This window comes from Flavobacterium sp. GSB-24, assembly GCF_027924665.1.
Classification (GTDB): Bacteria; Bacteroidota; Bacteroidia; order Flavobacteriales; family Flavobacteriaceae; genus Flavobacterium.
In genome coordinates, this window is sequence record NZ_AP027043.1 from 3,369,299 (window position 1) to 3,388,037 (window position 18,739).

Here is an 18,739-nt window from a genome sequence, read left to right on the forward strand (position 1 = left end):
GCCCTTTATATAAAAAAGGGCTTTTAAGTTTTTATGAAAATGGTGAGGTTTTGCATGTTTTAACTCTAATAAAGTTTAAATTGTTAGTCTACTTTAAGACTATCATCGGCAAAAGTTTCAGGCTCAGGCTCACGATCATTTTCGTCATAATCTTCTACAAGATCATCGTCCAAATCATCAGGATCAATATCATCGTCTTCATCGTCTAAATCATCTTCTTCCAAATCATCTTCCTCTAATTCGCTGTCATCGAAATCTTCGTCAAGATCATCTTGATCATCTCTTTCTAGTGCATTCGAGAATTCATTATCCAAATAATCATTGTCAGATTGATTAGCCTCTAAAAACTGCTCTTGCTGTGAGTCTTCATCACCAATTCGTTCTTGTTGGTATGGATCAGTGGTATTTTCATTATTCCAAGTGAAATTACGATTGTTCTGATCATAATTTCTGTTGTCATCTGTGATCATAATATTGTTTTTTAAGTTTAAAATCTATTAACTGTTTGTTGCGGCACTTCCTGTACTTCCTGCTCCGCCAGAATTGTTATTTCCGCCTTCTTCTTCGTAACGATTTGGATCTGTGCCGTCTTCATCACGTCCATCTTCCCAATCACCAGTATTTACATGTTCTTCTGGATTTTTATCATTACCTTGACTATTTAACATTGCATGGTAAGGACATTTTTGAAGATCTTCGCTGTTGGTATTTTTTGTAGTTTCCATAACTGTCTAATTTTTAAATTTTTAATATTCTAAAATTAGATCATAACTATAAAATTTATTTACAAGAAAAGTTTGATTTGTTATCAAATTAACATGCAGGGCCACAAAAATTGAAAAAATAAATTTTAAAAATTCTGTAATATTTAATGATTTAAATGAAAGATAAAAATTAACTGTTATCCTTATATTTGATTGTAATAAAACTTAAAACTGCACTTACAGAGTGTAATTCAAATTCGGATTTCCTTTACGATATGATAAATAAAACAGAGCAAAAAGAGAAGAATGCTGTGCATCTTCTGCCATGGGTTACAGCTGTGGCAATGTTTATTCAGTCCCTTGACGGTACAATTTTAAATACATCACTTCCTTCTATTGCACGCGATATGGCATATTCTCCCGCGCAAATGCATTCTGTGATAGTAACTTACACACTTACATTGGCGATGTTTATTCCTTTATCCGGTTGGCTTGCTGATAAATTTGGAACACGAACTATGTTTATGATTGCTGTGGGGTTATTTGTAACAGGTTCGCTGCTTTGTGCATTATCAGTTGATTTAACGACTTTCAATCTTTCAAGAGTTGTTCAGGCTATAGGCGCGTCGATGATGGTTCCTGTAGCCCGACTTGCCATTTTATATCAATATCCCAAGAAAGAACTTTTAAAAACGATGAACTTTATAACTATATTTGGACTGCTGGGTATGGTGGTGGGGCCGAGTCTGGGCGGATTTCTATCTGATAATTTTTCCTGGCATTGGATATTTCTGGTAAATGTGCCAATCGGACTCATTGGAATCTCAATGGCTTATCGAATTATGCCGAATTTTAAGCATGCCGTGGGCAGGTTTGATTTTAGAGGATTGATCTATTTCAGCCTTGCGCTGATATTGATTACCATGGTTTTAGAACTCCTGGGTAGAGGACGTATACACATTATGCTTATTATGGGCTTGTTATTTCTTGCAGGATTGCTTTCTGTATTTTATTTCATTCATTACAAAAGAACAGAAAAACCAATTATTGATCTTCGTCTTCTAAATATAAGAACGCTAAAAATAGGACTAACAGGTAGTTTAATAACAAGGTTAGGAATAGGAGGACTGCCTCTTTTACTGCCTTTGATGTTGCAGACAAGTTTTGGGTATTCAGCCTCTGTATCTGGTCTTTTGCTTTTACCATCAGCTTTGGCTAATGTCGCAATCAAACCTTTTATGGTTCGCATTATAAAATTTATGGGATATAGAACTGTATTAATCAGTAATACAATTATGCTCGGAATTATATTAATCGTACTGGGCTTTGTAGAAAAAGATACTCCTATTGGATATTATATTATTCTAATGGTTTTTTACGGCGTTTTTACCTCTATACAAATGTCTGCAATGAATACCATAACCCTTGCCGATCTGGATAAGGATACTGCCAGCGGTGGTAATACCATGCTGGTTATTATGCAGCAATTATCAGTTAGTTTTGGGGTATCGGTGGCAAGTCTTGTGTTGTCCTTGTTTCAATCTGGTATGTTCGAAATGGATTCAACTCATGCTTTTCAATATACCTTTATAACCTTGGCTATTTTTACGATATTATCTAGTATAACATTCTCTAGATTGAGCAAAACAGACGGAGAAGCTTATAATTGATTTTATTGATTTCAATAATAAACTTAAATTTTGCCAGTAGGAGATTATGTTACAAATTAAATTGATTGAGTTACAATCAATTTAAGGTATGTCTGAACTTTATATGACTTAAAACGATATTATATGAATACTTTAAAGTTATTAATTATTGTAACTGGGACCAATAAGTACGAAGGAGGCAATCTGCCGACTGGATTATGGCTCAGTGAACTTACCCATATTTATGATCAGGCAAAAGAAAAAGGTCTGGACATTACCATTGCAAGTCCAAAAGGAGGAGATACTCCAATAGATCCCGAAAGTCTGAAACCATTGGTTTTAGATGAAATTTCAAAAAAATATTGGTCAGATACACTTTTCAGGGAAAAATTAAAACATACCAAAAGCTTAAGCGAAATAGCCAATCAACAGTTTGATTGTGTTTATTTAGCCGGCGGTCACGGAACAATGTATGATTTCCCTAACGACATCACTTTGCAGAACATCATTCTTAGCCATTATGAAAGCAATAAAAAAGTGGCAGGTATTTGTCATGGCGTGAGCGGATTTTTGAATGTTAAACTTTCTAATGGAGATTATTTGATAAAAGGTAAAAAGATAACTGGATTTAACTGGTTTGAAGAAAGTCTTGCGGGAAGAAAAAAGAAAGTTCCCTTTAATCTTGAAGCCGCTTTAAAAGAAAGAGGTTCCAATTATACAAAAGCCTTTATTCCTATGACTTCAAAGGTAGTTGTTGATGGCAATTTAATTACAGGTCAAAATCCTTTTAGTTCCAAAAAAATGGCAAAAGTGGTTATGCAGGAATTAAATGAAAGCAATACAAGCAAAAGCAATTAACGGTTAAATTAATAAGCAAAAATTATGCAGACCATTTTAGGAGCCAGCGGACAAATAGGAGAAGAGCTGGCAAGAGAATTAAAAAGAAATTTTACTTCAGATATTCGAATTGTTAGCCGAGATGCTAAAAAAGTAAATGACACAGATACAGTGTTTTCTGCAGATTTAACTATCAAAGAAAAGGCAGTTGAAGCTTTAAAAGATACTGAGATAGCTTATTTTACTTTGGGTCTTCCAATGAATTCTGATTTATGGGAAAAGCAATTTTTGCTTATTACAAGAAACGTTATTGATGCTTGTAAAATCAACCAGACAAAATTGGTCTTTTTTGATAATACTTACATGTATCCACAGGATAATCGCCTGCTAACTGAAGAGACTGTTTTTGATCCCGTTGGAAGAAAAGGAAAAGTACGAAAAGAAATGGCCGAAATGGTTTTAAATGAAATAAAATCAGGCGAATTGACCGCCGTTATTTGCCGCGCACCTGAATTTTACGGGACCTGCAAAAACACAGAGCATAACCAATACTTTGATTTTTAATAATATCAAACAAGATAAAAAATTGAAAGTCCTTTTAAGAGACAATACATTAAGAAGTTTAATCTGGACACCAGATGCAAGCCGTGCAACAGCTTTAATTGGCAATACTCCAGATGCCTATGGACAGACCTGGCATTTACCGATTGATGACAATAAGTTAAACTATAAGCAATTTATTGCACTGGCTTCAAAAATCTACGGAAAGGAATTAAAATATTCAGTTATATCAGAATTTGTTTTTAAGATTGGGGCGATATTCAATAAAAGACTGAAAGAACTACAGGAATTGCTTCCAAGGTATAAATATGACAATTTATTTGATGATTCTAAATTTAAAAAGCGTTTCCCAGATTTTCAAGTTACGACTTATGAACAAGGCATTCAACAAATAAAAAATGAACAGCAGTAATAACTTCATTGCATCATTTTTAGAATTGAAACGCTAAATTCTTTGATTGGTTTATTTGGCTTTAATAATGGTGACTCCAATAATGATGCGTATATTTGGAATTATAATTAATAGTAAAGCTATCTATGAAGAAAATAGGATTTTTATCGTTTGGTCATTGGGCCAATCATCCTTCCTATCAAGCTCGTACGGCAAGCGATACATTACTTCAGTCTATTGATCTGGCCGTTGCTGCAGAAGAAATCGGTTTAGATGGCGCTTATTTTCGGGTACATCATTTTGCACGACAATTAGCATCACCTTTTCCATTACTTGCAGCCATTGGAGCTAAAACTAGCAAGATAGAGATTGGGACAGGAGTGATAGACATGCGCTATGAGAATCCACTTTATATGGTGGAAGATGCCGGTGCTGCAGACTTGATTTCAGAAGGACGTTTACAATTAGGAATAAGCAGAGGATCACCAGAACAAGTTATTGACGGATGGCGCGCTTTTGGTTATGAACCTTTAGCAGGTGAAACAGATGCCGATATGGGACGCCAAAAAGCTTTGGAATTTTTAGAAAGACTTAACGGAGAAGGATTTGCAGATCCGAATCCAACTCCAATGTTTCCAAATCCGCCAGGATTATTACGTCTAGAACCGCATTCTGAAGGATTACGAGAGCGTATCTGGTGGGGAGCGGCCTCTAATGCAACTGCTGTTTGGGCGGCTGAAAATGGAATGCACCTGCAAAGTTCTACTCTGAAGTATGATGAGAATGGAAAACCTTTTCACATTCAGCAGGCAGAACAAATCAGGTTGTATAAGGAAGCTTGGAAAAAAGCTGGACATCAACGCGAACCAAGAGTTTCCGTAAGCCGTTCTATTTTTGCATTGGTCAACGATCAGGACAAATATTACTTTGGAGATCAAGGTAAAGCGGCCGACAGTTTTGGTTATATCGAAAGTGATAAGCGAGCAATCTTCGGAAAGAGTTATGCTGCAGAACCAGATAAACTTATTGCCGAGTTAGCTCAAGATGAAGCTATTCAAGAAGCCGACACCTTGTTACTCACAATACCCAACACATTAGGCGTTGATTACAATGTACATATATTGTCTTCTATATTAGAACATATTGCACCAGCGCTCGGCTGGCGTTAAATCTTTTCAAAATAATTTGAAGTCCTCTAATTTATTATTAGAGGGCTTTTTTTTGAACTTATTTTTATTGTGACAAGTGCTATGCATGACTCGCGATGTATTATTTTTAGTTAGATTTTTACCAACGTAAATTGGAAAAATTTGTGCATAACCTGCTATTTATATAAATTTACAGTCTATGTATGAAATATTCCAAAAATATCTGGACGACAAAACCACACTGACCCAATCAGAATCAGATTATATACAATCCTTTGCCATTATTAAAAAACTTCGTAAAAGACAATATCTGCTTCAAGAAGGAGATATCTGGAAATATGATGCTTTTATAACACAAGGCTGCCTTCGTACTTATTCGGTTGATGAAAAAGGAAGTGAACACATTAATAGTTTCAGCATTGAGAACTGGTGGACAGGCGATAGAGAAAGTTTAATGTTTCAACAACCGTCCCGTTTCAATATAGATGCCATTGAAGACAGTGAACTCGTATTGTTTACCCATGAAAATTTTGAAATGCTTTGCAGGGAAATTCCAGCCTTTAATAATATGGTGAATGCCATATTACAAAAAAGCTTTATAGCCGCACAAAACAGAATTCAGGCATCACTTAGTTTTACGGCAGAAGAAAAGTATCTAAATTTTATAACGAAATACCCGGGATTTGCATCACGAATTCCTCAAACCATGATTGCTTCTTATCTGGGCATGACACCAGAAACCTTAAGCCGAATACGAAAACAAACGGCAAAAAAATAATATTATAGAATCAGGAGCTTTTAAGCTCCTTTTTTTATGCCAATTACCAACTCTTGATCTAGATCAAGTTTTTACTTATTTCTAATCAATGTGCAGGTTTTGCATTCTACGCAACTTTGTAATGTTCAAAAGAAACAAACATTATAAACATTTAAAAATAGAAATCATGTCAAAAACAATTTTCATTACAGGTACAAGTTCAGGATTTGGTAAACTTACAGCTATCACTTTAGCAAATGCAGGTCATTCCGTAATTGCAGGAATGCGCAACACAAAAGACAAAAATGCAGCTGTTGCAAAAGAACTTTCAGCACTTTCAAACATTGAAGTAGTAGATATCGATATTACAGACGATGCTTCTGTAAACAACGCTTTTGAAAAAGTACTTATCAAATACGGAAAAATCGATGTTCTTATTAATAATGCTGCAGTAAGCGGTTTTGGTTTGCTGGAAGGATATTCAATCGATCAAATGCGTAAAATGTTTGACGTAAACGTTTACAGTGTACTTCGTACTTATCATGCCGTTCTTCCTTCAATGAGAAAAGAAAAAAACGGACTTATAATTAATATCACAACTGGAGCAAGCGGACATACACTTCCTTTTATGATTCCGTACATCGCTTCAAAATTAGTTGTCGAAAGTTTTACAGAAGGACTGCAAGATGAACTTGCGGACTACGGAATTGAAAACGTAAGTATTCAGCCAGGAGTTTATCCAACCGAAATGAATAACGGCTCAAAAGCAGGAATACATGCCGACAAACAAGAAATCATAGAACAATATGGAGACGCTGCAACAGAAAAATTCAATGCTTTGGGCGGTGCATTATTTGGTAAAATGGCTCAGTTTGATATGAACCCGCAAACTATTGCCGACGGAATTCTGGAATTGGTTAATATGAAAAAAGGGGAGCATCCGCTTCGTTTTCCACTAGATGCTATCGCTCAGGGAACCGACAAAGAATTTATAGAAGCACGTGCTGCCATAAAAGCAAAATGGTTAGCTGCATACAGCAATTAATTTTTCGAATAATCACATTTTAATAATTCAGATACTTTATACAATCATGAAAACAACTCATAAAATACATACTCCTGCCATTGCATTACTAAATTTAGTTTTTTTCTTCTCAGCTTCAGAAAAAGCAGCAGCGCAAAACAACTCAGGAATTTTGGGAATAGATCACATTGGAATTAACGTTCCCGACTTAAAAGAAGCAGTAACCTTTTTTCAAGATGTACTTGGGTTCACTCCAGTTACACAACTCGGACCAATTCCGCTTGATGCGGGATGGAAAGAAGCCAACCATATTAATCCCGCTACTGGAGCCGTAACCATAAAAATGATAAACGCTGGAACGGGAGCCAGTATCGAAGTGTTTTATTATGCCGATAATAAAGGAAGCAAAACACATCCTAATTCTGATGATATTGGAGCTTCACATATTGCTTTTTATACTTCAGATATCAATGCAGCAGTAAAATATTTAAAAAGCAAAGGTGTTAAAGTACTGGGCGAACCATTCCTGACACCATCAGGAGACACGGCTGGTGAAACATGGGTTTATTTTGAAACTCCGTGGGGTTCTAAAATGGAACTTGTTTCGTACCCAAATGGCAAGGGATATGAAAAATCAAATCCTAAAACAGTATTATGGTCACCAAAAACAACAGTGAAAAAACCTGCTGCAGATGATTTTGATCTTGAAAAAAAGAAAGCGATAATTGAGGGACATTTTGAAATCTGGAATGAAAGAAACGAATCTAAACGAGCTGCATTATTGAATAAAGTGTATGCAGCAGATATAGAAATGATAGACCGCCACTTTATATCAGAAGGAACAGGTGAGATCAATAAATTTGTAACAGAGCTGCAGAAAAAAAATAAAGATTTCACATTCACCGTTAAGTCATTTGAAACACATCATAATATAGTGCGTGTTTATTGGCAATTTGGTACAAAAAGCAAACCCGCAGCAGGAACTGGAATGGATTTGTTTGTTATTGAAAACGGAAAAGTGCAAAAGCTGTACGTTTTTGTAGATGAAAAAAAATAATTTTAAAATGATCAATTTTAAGAAGCCGGAATTTTTTCCGGCTTCTTAATTGCTATTAGGAAAATATCATTTTTAAATGATAGTTTTTAAAACACCTCCATCTGCTCGTAGCGATGCCCCGTTTGTTGCAATTGAAAGCGGACTTGAAAGATAAACTGCCAGCGAAGCAATTTCAGAAGGATCAATAAAACGCTGCAATAAAGAATGCGGATTGGTCTGTTGTACGATGGCATTTTTCATTTGTTCAATCTCGATATTCTGTAAAGAAGCGATATGTTCAATTGTTGAAGCAACTCCATCAGAATAAGTTGGGCCGCCTAAAATTGTGTTTACGGTTACTTCTGTACCTGCAGTTAGTTTAGATAAACCATTACTTACTGCCGTCATTGCTGCTTTTGTCATTCCGTAATGAATCATATTTCCAGGAATATTAACTCCGGATTCGCTGCTGATGAAAATGATTCTTCCTGATTTTTTCTGAAGCATTTGCGGTAAAAGTTTTTTAGAAAGCCTTATACTGCTCATGACATTAATATCAAACATTCTGTACCAATCCTCATCTTCCAGATTTTCAAAATCTTTCAATTCGAAAATGCCAACGTTATTAATTAAAATATCAATATTGTTTAATTTATTTAATTTATTTAATAAAGCCGTTACTTCCTCTTTTTTCTCAAAATCACAGACAATTCCTGAAACTATAGCATCTGGAAATTCATTTTTTAATTTTTGTACTGCCAGATTTGTTCTTTCTTCATGCCTTCCATTAATAATAACTTCAGCTTTTTCATTTAATAATTGTTTGGCTATTGCAAAACCAATTCCTTGTGTCGAACCGCTTATAAAAGCTTTTTTCCCTTCTAATTTTAAATTCATTTTTATTTATTTTTGTAATGATCGATACATAAATAGTCAAAAAAATTAGCTGATAACAGCTAATTGCATTTCGATTTGATTTTTTAAGACATTTTTGTCCGGGTACATTCTTCTAAGTGTATTAAGTCCGCACCAAAATGTTATTAGATACCTGCCCAGAATTTCGGGATCTGTTTGCGTTTTTAAATTTCCTTTTAATTTTTCCTCTTTAATTGCCTGAGTAAACATTTGTTCGACCTCTTTTAAAATCAGTACCGCATTTGCTTCCAGATTTTCATCAATAAAAGTCATTTCTACAACCGTATTGGCAATAATACAGCCTTTAAGATGCTCATTTTCTTCCGCGGAAGCGATACTTCTAAAAAAGTCTTTAATTAATTCTAATGGAGATTCGCTTTTGTTTAATTCCGTTTTAAAAGCATCAAAAGCTAGTCGTCTTTCTTCTATGGCTTTTTGAAAAACCTCTTTTTTACCTCCCTTAAAAGTATTGTAAAAACTTCCAGCGCCGGCTCCGGTTGCTTTTTGCAGATCACTCAATGAGGTTGCACTATAACCTTTCTGCCAAAATATTTCTTGTGCTTTCTTGACAATATTTTCGTCTTCGTAAATGGTTGGTCTTCCTCTCATCGTTTTTAATTTTGTAATGATCGGTACAAAATTAAATAAAAATAAGTGTACTCCAAATTTTAAAGCAATTTTTCTCTTTTTAATTAAATGACTGTCTGAATTGCAGGGGAGTTATATTGGTTTTCTTTTTGAAGAGTTTACTAAAAGACTGCGGATACTCGAAACCCAATGAATAAGCAATCTCATTTACACTTAAATTTGATCCTGCAAGCAGCTGTTTTGATTTTTCAATAATGTGATTCTGAATGTATTGCTGAGTATTTAAGCCAGTAATACTTCGGAGTAAGTCACTTAAATAATTAGATGAAATATTTAATTCCTGCGATAAATACTGAACTGTTGGAACTCCCTTTAAAACTCCATTCTCATTGTCAAAATAGTTCAGTAAAGTTTGATCTATTCTGCTCAATAAATCAGGATTTGAAGTTTTTCTGGTAATAAATTGGCGGCCGTAGAATCTATTAATATAATTGAGCAGTAAATCGAGATGCGAAACAATTAAATCCTGACTGTAATGATCAATATTGTTTTTCAGTTCGTCCTGCATTTGTTTTAAAAGACCAGAAATAATTACATCTTCCTTGTCAGAAAGATGTAATGCTTCGGCAATTGAATAAGAAAAAAATCCATAATTGTGTATTGTTTTTCCTAAAGGGTAATTTCGGATTAGATCGGGTTTAAAAACTAGCATAAAACCTGTAACTGGATTATCGTTAGTATGCGTTACCGAAAATACCTGATCGGGTTTTGTCAATGTCATCATTCCTTCATCAAAATCATAATCCCGCTGACCGTATTTAAATTTTCCGTTGACGCCTTTTTTCAAGGTAATACAGTAAAAATCATTCGTAAAATGTTTCCAGATATCGCTGTGTTTATAACTCAATAATGCAAAATCAATTACACTAACCAGAGGATGATCTGGTTTAGGAAGCGCAAATAACTGATGCAGCTCTGAAATGCTTTTAATTTTATGTGGAACTGATTTTTTCATTGAAGCAAATTTACGAATTAATCGAAATTAGTTGAGTACGAAAGATGTTTCCATGTTTCCATTTCCTGCGCTTCATTTTTTCGATGAGCTACAATCGAATCATAACTATCATTTCCTAATGGAAGGTGTACAGGCGGATTTGGCAATTCAGTTACAGCAAGCAGAACTTTGGCAAGTTTCTTTGGATCTCCGGGCTGGTTTCCGTCAAAACTTTTCAGCATATTTACATGTTGTTCTACATTGTAAACGGCTATTTTATTTTTGGCTTCTGCCAAAGTGCTGTCGCTCATAAAACTGGTACGGAACATTCCTGGAGCGATTGCAGTGACTTTTATATGGAAAGGTTTTACTTCCTGAGCCAATGCTTCTGAAAGTCCGATTACGGCAAATTTTGCGGCGTTATAACTTCCAGTATTTGCATATCCGATATAGCCCATATTGGATGCGATATTTAAAATATGTCCTGATTCTTGCTGACGCAGAAAAGGCATTGCGTTGCGAATTACGTTTACGGTTCCCAATAGGTTGACATCTATCGTTTTGCGGAATTCTTCATCGCTGATTTCTTCAACACTTCCCACCAGATAATATCCAGCATTGTTTAACACAACATCAATCCTTCCGAAAGTATCAATTGTGTTTTGAATAGCATTTTTTACTTCTTTATCATTGGTAATATCAACCTGAAGCGGCAGGAAATTTTCAGTTTGATTTCCAATATTATCAATCAATTCTTGTATATTTCTGGAAGTGGCTGCAACTTTGCCACCGTTTTTTAAAACAGCATTTACGGTTTCAAGTCCCATTCCTTTTGATGCGCCGGTAATAAACCATACTTTTTGAGTGCTCATGTTTTTTAGATTTTAATTATAAAGCAAAATTCAGGAAGTTATGGATTTAAAAAGTGTTCAGATTGAGGATTTATGTGTTCAAATTCAGTTGTCTTAACTTTAAGAACTAATAATTTCGGTAGAAAGAGTTTAAATTATATACTAAAAGTACTCTCCAACAAAAAACCTGCAAATCTTTTGACTTGCAGGTTTTTAAAATATATGTGATTTAAAAAAAATTAATTAATTGGAACCAAATGCGCTTCAATAGCGGCTCTATCAGATTCGTATTGTGCAGGAAGTTTTAGGTTTTTTCCTAATTCTTCTAAGCTTTCATCTACAGTAAAACCAGGGTTATCTGTAGCGATTTCAAACAAAACTCCGCCTGGTTCTCTGAAATAAAGAGAGTGGAAATAATTTCTGTCAATCTGCGGTGTAATAGACAATCCGTAGTCTTCGATTTTTTCACGGAAGTGCATTAAAACTTCGTCATTTGGAACACGAAAAGCTACGTGATGCACAGATCCGTTTGCTACATGACCGCGTTTTTCTTCTTCTAACTCTACCAAATCAACAATTGCTGCGTTTTCTACCGCATCTGTTGCATAACGGTAACGATTTACATTCTGCTCAATCAATTTATAACCAAATATTTCGGTTAAAATTGCAGCGGTTGCTTTTATACTGTTTAAAGTCAAAGTAATGTTGTGGAAACCTCTTGTAGCCACATCTGCTTTTACTTCATCAGTTTCCCAAGGTTTTCTGTTGTTTTCTGTTTTAGATTCGATTAACTCTAATTTCAATCCGTCTGGATCTAAGAAAGTAAGATACTTTTCGCCAAATTTTTCAGCTGGTTTATTGTAAATTACATTGTATTTCTCAAAACGTTCCTGCCAGAAATCAAGGCTTCCTTTTGGAACAGAATAACCAATTTCAGTTGCCATTCCAGAACCTTTTCTTCCTTGCTGGATTCCTTCTCCCCAAGGGAAAAAAGTTAAGATTGTTCCTGCGCTTCCTACTTCGTCACCAAAGTAAAAATGGTATGTTCCCGGATCGTCAAAATTCACTGTTTTTTTAATAAATCTTAATCCTAATATGTTAGAATAAAAGTTGAAATTACGTTTGGCGTCACCTGCAATTGCAGTAATATGGTGTAAGCCTAAAATTTTATTTTCCATGGTATCTTATGTATTAAATTGTTATTGATTTTCTTATACAAATTTACTTCAGTTATGCTTCTGGATCGATTAACCTAGATTAAGAAATAAAAAGCCATAATTTTGTTGAGAAAAATTTTTAACCGCAAAGTTCGCAAAGCTTTATATCTGATAGTGTAATACGTTATAATTAGAAAGTTCGCAAAGCTAAATCAGTTAAGGCTTTGCGAACTTTGCAGTTAAATTTTTATTTCGACTATTTAAATTACAGTTTTATAAATATAGATTTCCGAAGTTTTGGTTCGATATTTTTTGTTTTATGACCTTTTCCTGTTGTGTCTTCAACCAATAAAATTGAACCAGTTTCAAACGTTCTTTTTTCTCCCAATGAAGTTTCTATTTCTACACCGCCTTCCAGTAAAACAATATATTGCCGATCTGGAGCATTATGAAAATCATAATCATAAGACGGGCTGACTTCTCTAAAAACAATTGATTTTACGGGTTCATCATCAGATAAAAATCCGATATCGCCATTGTTTTTCAACGGAATTTCAAAGTCTTCAAAATGACTTTCGCCATTTGCGTCGCTGTAAACACGGGTTATTTGTATCATTATTTTTTTGTAAAAATAAGTTCGTTAGCCAAGTCTATTTCGTCCTGACTTATGCTGTGCCCCATATTTGGGTAGATTTTTTTTGTTACCGATGCGCCTAATTTTTGAAGAAGCGCTTCAGATTCATTTACTCTTTCCACAGGAACATGAAAATCTGGATCGCTAGTTCCGATGAAAATCGGAGTATTTTCGAAATTTCCTGCATAATGATTTTCATATACTTTATCGCCAATAAGTCCTCCTGTAAAAGCTACGACACCGCCATATTTAGCGGCATTTCTGGCTGTGAATTCCAAAGCAAGACAGGCACCTTGAGAAAATCCAAGGAAATAAATATTCTCTTTTTCGATTCCGTTTTGCTGAATTGCAACAACAACCTGATGTATGGCTTCTAACGATTTTGAAAAAGAAGGTTCGTTTTCTTCAAGCGGAACTAAAAATGAATACGGATACCAAGTTCTGTTTTCTGCCTCAGGTGCAACCAATGCAAAATCGCTGACTTTAAGATGTTTCGCAATCGAAAGGATATCGTGAGCACCAGCACCACGGCCGTGAATCAGAATCAAGGCTTTTTTAGCATCATTTAGAGGAACTCCGTCTGTTATAATTTCTAAATTCATGAGTTTATTTTTTAATTATTAAGTGGCTGTTATTTTTTCCAAATGTCCTGATATTCATCTGGATGTCTTTTAAATTGTGCGTGAACATAAGGACAAAGCGGTAAAACCATTAAATTATTGGCACGCACGTATGACACCATTTCTTCAAGTAGTTTTTTTGCATAACCTTTTCCTTCCGCTTCTGGTTCAACTCCTGTATGATAAACGGTTAGCAAATCATCTTTAAGACTTACTGTCATTTCGCCCAGTTTTTTATCCTCTACATAAAGATTAAAAGCGCCGTGTTTTTTCTCGTCTAATTCTAGTTTTATTGTTTCCATGTTTTTTGAGTTATCTATTTTTTTGATTCTTAATTCTATTTATAACAGAAATAAAAAGGATAAAATACATTCTTAAAGATAATATATTATTAGAAATCAGCAATTTTAAATCCTTGTTACTTAGTGTTCTTGGTAGTAGAAATAACAGATATTGTTAAATCTTTTACAAACTTACTACAGCTATAAAAGTTTGTCGATTAATCTAGATTAAGAAAGAAAAAATTGAGCACATTTAATGTCTTTTTTAAAAAACAAGTTGACAAAAGCAACTATTTTGTATATTTGCAAAACATAATAGTAGAAAAATGAAAAATATAAGTTCAGAAATTAGATCGTTTAATAGGTTTTATACAGCACATTTAGATATCTTAAATCAAAATTATCTTGATAGCAATTATTCATTAACAGAAGTCCGTATTATCTATGAAATAAATGAAAAACAAGATATTACAGCACAGGAAATCTGCGAAACGCTCAACTTAGACAAGGGATATTTGAGCAGACTATTAAAACGGCTCACAAAAGATGGAGTAATTGAGAAAGTTCCTTCCGTAATAGACAAACGTGCTTTTAATATTAAATTGACATCTTCAGGAAACAAACTTTTACAAAAATTAAATGCTATTGCAGATCAGCAGTCAGAATTAAAAGTGAAAAACTTGAGCACAGCAGAACAGGAAAAACTTGTGAATGCAATGGGGGATATTAAGAAAATGTTAGACAGCAAAAATAGCTCGAAAATATCTGCTAGTGATATCAGTTATCGTTATGATTTAAGACCGGGAGACATTGGTTATATAATTTATTTGCACAGTAAAATTTATGATCAGGAATCAAGTTTTTCAAATGAATTTGAATTTTATGTAGTGAAAACTTTTTATCATTTCCTAGAACAGTATTCTCCAGAAAAAGACCGTTTGTGGATGGCTGAATATAACAACCAGATTATTGGCTGTATAGCCATTGTTCATCAAAATGAGCAAGAAGCCCAGCTTAGATGGTTTCTGTCCGATCCCTCTTTCAGGGGACTGGGAATAGGAAAAAAGCTTTTGAATGATGCCATAGCTTTCTGCCGCGAAAAAAGGTATAAAAATGTTTTTCTGCTTACTACAGATAAACAGGAACGTGCCTTAGATATGTATAAAACCGCAGGCTTTAAGCTGACTAATTCTCAAGAAGTAAATCAATGGGGAGCGACATTTCGTGATGAACGCTATGATATGGAAATACTAGAGTAACCTCAAATTTATTAGCTATTGATAGGAACAGAGAGATTACTTTTTTGCAGAAAAGGGCAATCTCTCTAAAAGTTTATAGCGATAAAATAACGCAGCTGACTACTATTACATAATTTTGCAATGCATGAAGTAACCAGCTTTTACTATTACACTATGAGCAATATATTTTCTGACAACAGCCAAATAGGAGTGGTGTCTACTTTCGCTGAGCTTGTACATACCGATTTCAAAGGAGAAATGAATGCGCTGTGCTGGTACAGAAATTTGGATGGCGATTTTAACGAAATTGTAGCCCAATTGCATTTAAAAGAAAATATAACAGAAGTTTATCCAGAAGATTTACAAGCGCTGCAACTATCAGAAAAGGGAAATAAAGCTCGAGAAATAATCTTAAATGATTTGCAATTATTAACTGATTTTGGCGCTTCGCCTTCTCTAAATTTACTGAAATGTTATGACCGTGACGATGAATTTGATTTCATATCTACAGATGTGTATTCGTTTCATGTGGATCGTTCGCCCATTGCAACAGACACTTTTTTATGTACCTATCACGGCGCTTCGAGTGATATAATTTCTAATTCGCAGGCAGAGCAAAAAATCCTAGTTCCAGAAATTCGAACAAAGCTAAAAGAGCTTTACGATGGACCAGAGGAAGAATTCGAAAACTTTTTAAAAGAAAATTATTTTGATTTGCATTATCAGCTGCATCCCAATGCAGAGCCTATTAATTTAGGATTAGGTCATCTTTGGCGATTGGCCGTAGATCATCCAAAACAACAAGTACAGCCTTGTATTCATAGAGCACCAGTAGAAAATGAAGGGGAATATCGGTTGTTGTTGATTTGTTAATGGGATTGGGATGATATAACCTAATTGCAAATAACTTTATTATTAACTAAAATTAGACCTTTTATACTTATTGTACTTTCATCAGAACTTGAACTTAAAAAGATATATCCCTCTTTATTCAAAAGTATTAAAGCATCTAGTACCCTCGCTTGTTTTTTCTTTTCATCAGCGATACTGTCTTGCAATAATGTGTAAGTATTAAAAACAGGAGTTAAGAGACTTGTCAGTTCTTCTAAAGTACAGCTCATACCGTATCTGTCGGCAAGCGTCTGTAGAATTTTTACAAGAAAAATGGGTAATGTTTCCATGACAACAGCTTTTACTTATATATACGAAAAACTGTGTGGAAATGGATTTTATTAAGGCAAAAGTATTGGTTTGTAATTATAGGGTTCCCAATACTAAAATGAAAGTAAAATTCTCAGTTGTTGTTGATTGAATCCCGATCGCTCTAATGTGTAGCGATCACTCGAAATTTTTTCCATGCTCGTTCCTATAGTTAAAAACTGGATTTTTTTTAATATGTTGAGCTATACTTTGCGGGCGCGGATTACAAATCCGCGCGATCGAATTAACTTGTATTAATTTAAAATTAAATATACTGTCTATTAAATAATTAAAAAACAGTATGTTATTTCTATATTTATGAGATGTAAAACAACTAAATAATTTTGAAATGAAAAATATACTATGGACATTCATGTTATTAATTACATTAACAAGTTGTAAAAAAGAAGTGAAAGATTCTGCAGATACCATTTATTATGGAGGAGATATCATAACAATGGAAGGCAGCCAGCCGCAGTATGTGGAAGCCGTTGGGGTAAAAAACGGGAAAATTATTTTTGCAGGCTCAATAGCTGAAGCTGAAAATTTTCAAGGAGGTGAAACAGAAATGAAGGATATAAAAGGCAAAACAATGCTTCCTGGATTCATAGATGCGCATGGTCATGTTTGGAACGCCGGATTTCAAGCGGTCGCAGCTAATTTACTTCCGGCTCCTGACGGCACTGGTAATGATATTACAAGTATTATTTCATTGCTTAATAAATGGAAAGCATCTAACAAAAATGCTATCGGAAAATATGGCTGGATAGTGGGGTTTGGATATGATGATGCACAATTGAAAGAAAAGCTTCCTCCAACGGCAGATGATTTAGATAAGGTATCTGCAACAATCCCCGTTATTATTATACACCAGTCTGGGCATTTAGCAGTAATGAATCATAAAGCATTAGAAATGTCTGGTTATAATGCGGCATCAAAAAATCCTGCAGGTGGCTTAATTAGAAGAAAAAATGGATCTAATGAACCTAATGGAGTGCTGGAAGAGATGGCTATGTTTACCCCGCTTTTTAAAATTATGGGAACACTGGACGAGGAAGCCAATGAAAAAATTGCTGAAGCAGGTTTAAAATCTTATATAAGATTTGGTTTTACAACGGCACAGGAGGGAAGAGCAACAAGTGATGCGTGTACTACATGGTTAAAACTTGCGGCAAAAAATAAATTAACTATCGATGTTGCCGCTTATCCTGACATACAGAGCCAAATGGCCTATATGAAAAAAAATGGCATTCAAAAAGAATATAAAAATCATTTTAGGATTGCAGGCGTGAAACTCTCATTGGATGGTTCGCCACAGGGTAAAACTGCATGGCTTACAAAACCATATATTATTCCGCCGCCAGGCCAGCCGAAAACTTATTCCGGCTATCCTGCATTTCCAAAAGAGAGCGATGCTGTCGCGCTTGTAGATTCAGCATATGCAAATAACTGGCAGATTTTAGCCCACTGTAACGGAGATGCAGCAATTGATGAGTATATAAAAGCGGTAAAGCATGCCACCAGACTATATGGAAAAAAAGACAGGCGTACAATTGCTATACATTCACAAACTGCCCGCTTAGACCAGTTAGATACAATGAAATCTCTTGGAATTATGCCTTCTTTTTTTGGAATGCATACCTATTATTGGGGAGATTGGCATAGAGATGAAACATTAGGAAAAGAAAGGGCTTATCGTATTTCACCTGCTGGAACAGCTCTTAAAAAAGGAATGATTTTTACACAGCATCATGACGCGCCTGTTGCTCTTCCTAACAGTATAATGATTTTGTATTCTGTGGTAAACAGAATAAGCAGAAGTGGTGATGTGATTGGGCCTGAGGAAAGAATCAGCGCTTATGACGCTTTAAGGTCCATAACGATTTGGGCGGCTTATCAATATTTTGAAGAAAATAATAAAGGATCTCTAAAGAAAGGAAAATTGGCAGACTTGGTTATCCTTGATAAAAATCCAATAAAGATAAATCCTTTAAACATTAAAGATATTCAAGTGGTTGAAACGATTAAAGAAGGAAAAACTGTGTTTAAAAATACTGCTCTCAAATAAAAAATAAACAGTAAAGCTAAAAGTATATATAAATTGAAGATTTCTAATGACTAACTAAAAAGGCCTAATTTTTATTAGGACTTTTT

At 34.6% G+C, this 18,739-nt stretch carries 20 protein-coding genes and 1 pseudogene; 10 read left to right on the forward strand and 11 right to left on the reverse strand.

Translation table 11 applies throughout. The features are described 5' to 3' along the window. Positions 1–83: 83 nt before the first annotated feature. Positions 84–470, reverse strand: a complete 387-nt coding sequence (locus QMG60_RS14605) for a hypothetical protein (protein ID WP_281865408.1) — start codon at positions 468–470, stop codon at positions 84–86. Positions 471–497: 27 nt separating this feature from the next. After that, entirely contained in the window at positions 498–725 is a 228-nt protein-coding gene (locus tag QMG60_RS14610) for a hypothetical protein (RefSeq protein ID WP_134141489.1), read from the reverse strand. A 254-nt stretch (positions 726–979) separates the two neighbouring features. Here QMG60_RS14610 and QMG60_RS14615 point away from each other — a divergent pair, with 254 nt between their 5' ends. From QMG60_RS14615 to QMG60_RS14645, 7 genes and pseudogenes are all read left to right on the forward strand, one after another. Beyond that, positions 980–2,374, forward strand: a complete 1,395-nt coding sequence (locus tag QMG60_RS14615; protein ID WP_281865409.1) for an MFS transporter — start codon at positions 980–982, stop codon at positions 2,372–2,374. A 123-nt stretch (positions 2,375–2,497) separates the two neighbouring features. Continuing rightward, entirely contained in the window at positions 2,498–3,211 is a 714-nt protein-coding gene (locus tag QMG60_RS14620) for a type 1 glutamine amidotransferase domain-containing protein (RefSeq protein WP_281865410.1), read from the forward strand. A 24-nt stretch (positions 3,212–3,235) separates the two neighbouring features. Beyond that, positions 3,236–4,163 (forward strand): annotated as a pseudogene (locus QMG60_RS14625) (NAD-dependent epimerase/dehydratase family protein). Between the two features lie 125 nt (positions 4,164–4,288). Continuing rightward, positions 4,289–5,311, forward strand: coding sequence for an LLM class flavin-dependent oxidoreductase (locus tag QMG60_RS14630; protein ID WP_134141481.1), 1,023 nt, complete (start codon positions 4,289–4,291; stop codon positions 5,309–5,311). Positions 5,312–5,489: 178 nt separating this feature from the next. Further along, on the forward strand, positions 5,490–6,068 hold the full coding sequence (locus QMG60_RS14635) for a Crp/Fnr family transcriptional regulator (RefSeq protein ID WP_057118204.1): 579 nt from the start codon (positions 5,490–5,492) through the stop codon (positions 6,066–6,068). Positions 6,069–6,234: 166 nt separating this feature from the next. Further along, positions 6,235–7,092, forward strand: a complete 858-nt coding sequence (locus QMG60_RS14640) for an SDR family oxidoreductase (protein WP_281865411.1) — start codon at positions 6,235–6,237, stop codon at positions 7,090–7,092. Between the two features lie 46 nt (positions 7,093–7,138). After that, entirely contained in the window at positions 7,139–8,128 is a 990-nt protein-coding gene (locus tag QMG60_RS14645; RefSeq protein WP_281865412.1) for a VOC family protein, read from the forward strand. Between the two features lie 72 nt (positions 8,129–8,200). Here the strand turns inward: QMG60_RS14645 and QMG60_RS14650 are convergent, their stop codons facing one another. From QMG60_RS14650 to QMG60_RS14685, 8 genes are all read right to left on the reverse strand, one after another. Continuing rightward, positions 8,201–9,004, reverse strand: coding sequence for an SDR family oxidoreductase (locus tag QMG60_RS14650; RefSeq protein ID WP_281865413.1), 804 nt, complete (start codon positions 9,002–9,004; stop codon positions 8,201–8,203). Between the two features lie 45 nt (positions 9,005–9,049). After that, a complete protein-coding gene (locus QMG60_RS14655) occupies positions 9,050–9,631 on the reverse strand; it encodes a TetR/AcrR family transcriptional regulator (protein ID WP_281865414.1) in 582 nt (193 codons plus the stop codon). A 79-nt stretch (positions 9,632–9,710) separates the two neighbouring features. After that, positions 9,711–10,625, reverse strand: coding sequence for an AraC family transcriptional regulator (locus QMG60_RS14660; RefSeq protein WP_281865415.1), 915 nt, complete (start codon positions 10,623–10,625; stop codon positions 9,711–9,713). A 17-nt stretch (positions 10,626–10,642) separates the two neighbouring features. Beyond that, positions 10,643–11,476 (reverse strand): SDR family NAD(P)-dependent oxidoreductase, encoded by an 834-nt coding sequence (locus tag QMG60_RS14665; RefSeq protein ID WP_281865416.1) that lies wholly within the window; start codon positions 11,474–11,476, stop codon positions 10,643–10,645. A 218-nt stretch (positions 11,477–11,694) separates the two neighbouring features. Beyond that, entirely contained in the window at positions 11,695–12,633 is a 939-nt protein-coding gene (locus QMG60_RS14670; RefSeq protein WP_281865417.1) for a ring-cleaving dioxygenase, read from the reverse strand. Between the two features lie 244 nt (positions 12,634–12,877). Then, positions 12,878–13,228 carry a hypothetical protein gene (locus tag QMG60_RS14675; RefSeq protein WP_134141475.1) on the reverse strand — a complete coding sequence of 117 codons (351 nt, stop codon included), beginning with the start codon at positions 13,226–13,228 and terminating at the stop codon, positions 12,878–12,880. Next, a complete protein-coding gene (locus tag QMG60_RS14680; RefSeq protein WP_281865418.1) occupies positions 13,228–13,848 on the reverse strand; it encodes a dienelactone hydrolase family protein in 621 nt (206 codons plus the stop codon). Before QMG60_RS14680 ends, QMG60_RS14675 begins: the two co-directional genes overlap by 1 nt. 29 nt (positions 13,849–13,877) lie before the next feature. Further along, complete coding sequence (locus QMG60_RS14685; protein WP_281865419.1) at positions 13,878–14,168, reverse strand: GNAT family N-acetyltransferase; 291 nt, start codon at positions 14,166–14,168, stop codon at positions 13,878–13,880. Between the two features lie 305 nt (positions 14,169–14,473). Here QMG60_RS14685 and QMG60_RS14690 point away from each other — a divergent pair, with 305 nt between their 5' ends. Further along, a complete protein-coding gene (locus QMG60_RS14690) occupies positions 14,474–15,406 on the forward strand; it encodes a bifunctional helix-turn-helix transcriptional regulator/GNAT family N-acetyltransferase (RefSeq protein ID WP_281865420.1) in 933 nt (310 codons plus the stop codon). 153 nt (positions 15,407–15,559) lie between these two features. Then, entirely contained in the window at positions 15,560–16,258 is a 699-nt protein-coding gene (locus QMG60_RS14695; RefSeq protein ID WP_281865421.1) for a DUF1826 domain-containing protein, read from the forward strand. 20 nt (positions 16,259–16,278) lie between these two features. Here the strand turns inward: QMG60_RS14695 and QMG60_RS14700 are convergent, their stop codons facing one another. Further along, positions 16,279–16,566 carry a hypothetical protein gene (locus QMG60_RS14700; RefSeq protein WP_057118188.1) on the reverse strand — a complete coding sequence of 96 codons (288 nt, stop codon included), beginning with the start codon at positions 16,564–16,566 and terminating at the stop codon, positions 16,279–16,281. 368 nt (positions 16,567–16,934) lie between these two features. On the opposite strand from QMG60_RS14700, the gene QMG60_RS14705 reads away from it, so the two are divergent. Beyond that, positions 16,935–18,653 carry an amidohydrolase gene (locus QMG60_RS14705; protein WP_281865422.1) on the forward strand — a complete coding sequence of 573 codons (1,719 nt, stop codon included), beginning with the start codon at positions 16,935–16,937 and terminating at the stop codon, positions 18,651–18,653. Positions 18,654–18,739: the final 86 nt, after the last annotated feature.

What these genes read in the sequence shown, in the direction of transcription:
- QMG60_RS14655 (WP_281865414.1), bottom strand. Translation starts at nt 9,631, where the DNA reads ATGAGAGGAAGACCAACCATTTACGAAGACGAAAATATTGTCAAGAAA.
- QMG60_RS14680 (WP_281865418.1), bottom strand. Translation starts at nt 13,848, where the DNA reads ATGAATTTAGAAATTATAACAGACGGAGTTCCTCTAAATGATGCTAAA.
- QMG60_RS14615 (WP_281865409.1), top strand. Translation starts at nt 980, where the DNA reads ATGATAAATAAAACAGAGCAAAAAGAGAAGAATGCTGTGCATCTTCTG.
- QMG60_RS14645 (WP_281865412.1), top strand. Translation starts at nt 7,139, where the DNA reads ATGAAAACAACTCATAAAATACATACTCCTGCCATTGCATTACTAAAT.
- QMG60_RS14650 (WP_281865413.1), bottom strand. Translation starts at nt 9,004, where the DNA reads ATGAATTTAAAATTAGAAGGGAAAAAAGCTTTTATAAGCGGTTCGACA.
- QMG60_RS14605 (WP_281865408.1), bottom strand. Translation starts at nt 470, where the DNA reads ATGATCACAGATGACAACAGAAATTATGATCAGAACAATCGTAATTTC.
- QMG60_RS14665 (WP_281865416.1), bottom strand. Translation starts at nt 11,476, where the DNA reads ATGAGCACTCAAAAAGTATGGTTTATTACCGGCGCATCAAAAGGAATG.
- QMG60_RS14640 (WP_281865411.1), top strand. Translation starts at nt 6,235, where the DNA reads ATGTCAAAAACAATTTTCATTACAGGTACAAGTTCAGGATTTGGTAAA.
- QMG60_RS14705 (WP_281865422.1), top strand. Translation starts at nt 16,935, where the DNA reads ATGAAAAATATACTATGGACATTCATGTTATTAATTACATTAACAAGT.
- QMG60_RS14620 (WP_281865410.1), top strand. Translation starts at nt 2,498, where the DNA reads ATGAATACTTTAAAGTTATTAATTATTGTAACTGGGACCAATAAGTAC.
- QMG60_RS14685 (WP_281865419.1), bottom strand. Translation starts at nt 14,168, where the DNA reads ATGGAAACAATAAAACTAGAATTAGACGAGAAAAAACACGGCGCTTTT.
- QMG60_RS14630 (WP_134141481.1), top strand. Translation starts at nt 4,289, where the DNA reads ATGAAGAAAATAGGATTTTTATCGTTTGGTCATTGGGCCAATCATCCT.
- QMG60_RS14610 (WP_134141489.1), bottom strand. Translation starts at nt 725, where the DNA reads ATGGAAACTACAAAAAATACCAACAGCGAAGATCTTCAAAAATGTCCT.
- QMG60_RS14695 (WP_281865421.1), top strand. Translation starts at nt 15,560, where the DNA reads ATGAGCAATATATTTTCTGACAACAGCCAAATAGGAGTGGTGTCTACT.
- QMG60_RS14660 (WP_281865415.1), bottom strand. Translation starts at nt 10,625, where the DNA reads ATGAAAAAATCAGTTCCACATAAAATTAAAAGCATTTCAGAGCTGCAT.
- QMG60_RS14635 (WP_057118204.1), top strand. Translation starts at nt 5,490, where the DNA reads ATGTATGAAATATTCCAAAAATATCTGGACGACAAAACCACACTGACC.
- QMG60_RS14670 (WP_281865417.1), bottom strand. Translation starts at nt 12,633, where the DNA reads ATGGAAAATAAAATTTTAGGCTTACACCATATTACTGCAATTGCAGGT.
- QMG60_RS14700 (WP_057118188.1), bottom strand. Translation starts at nt 16,566, where the DNA reads ATGGAAACATTACCCATTTTTCTTGTAAAAATTCTACAGACGCTTGCC.
- QMG60_RS14675 (WP_134141475.1), bottom strand. Translation starts at nt 13,228, where the DNA reads ATGATACAAATAACCCGTGTTTACAGCGACGCAAATGGCGAAAGTCAT.
- QMG60_RS14690 (WP_281865420.1), top strand. Translation starts at nt 14,474, where the DNA reads ATGAAAAATATAAGTTCAGAAATTAGATCGTTTAATAGGTTTTATACA.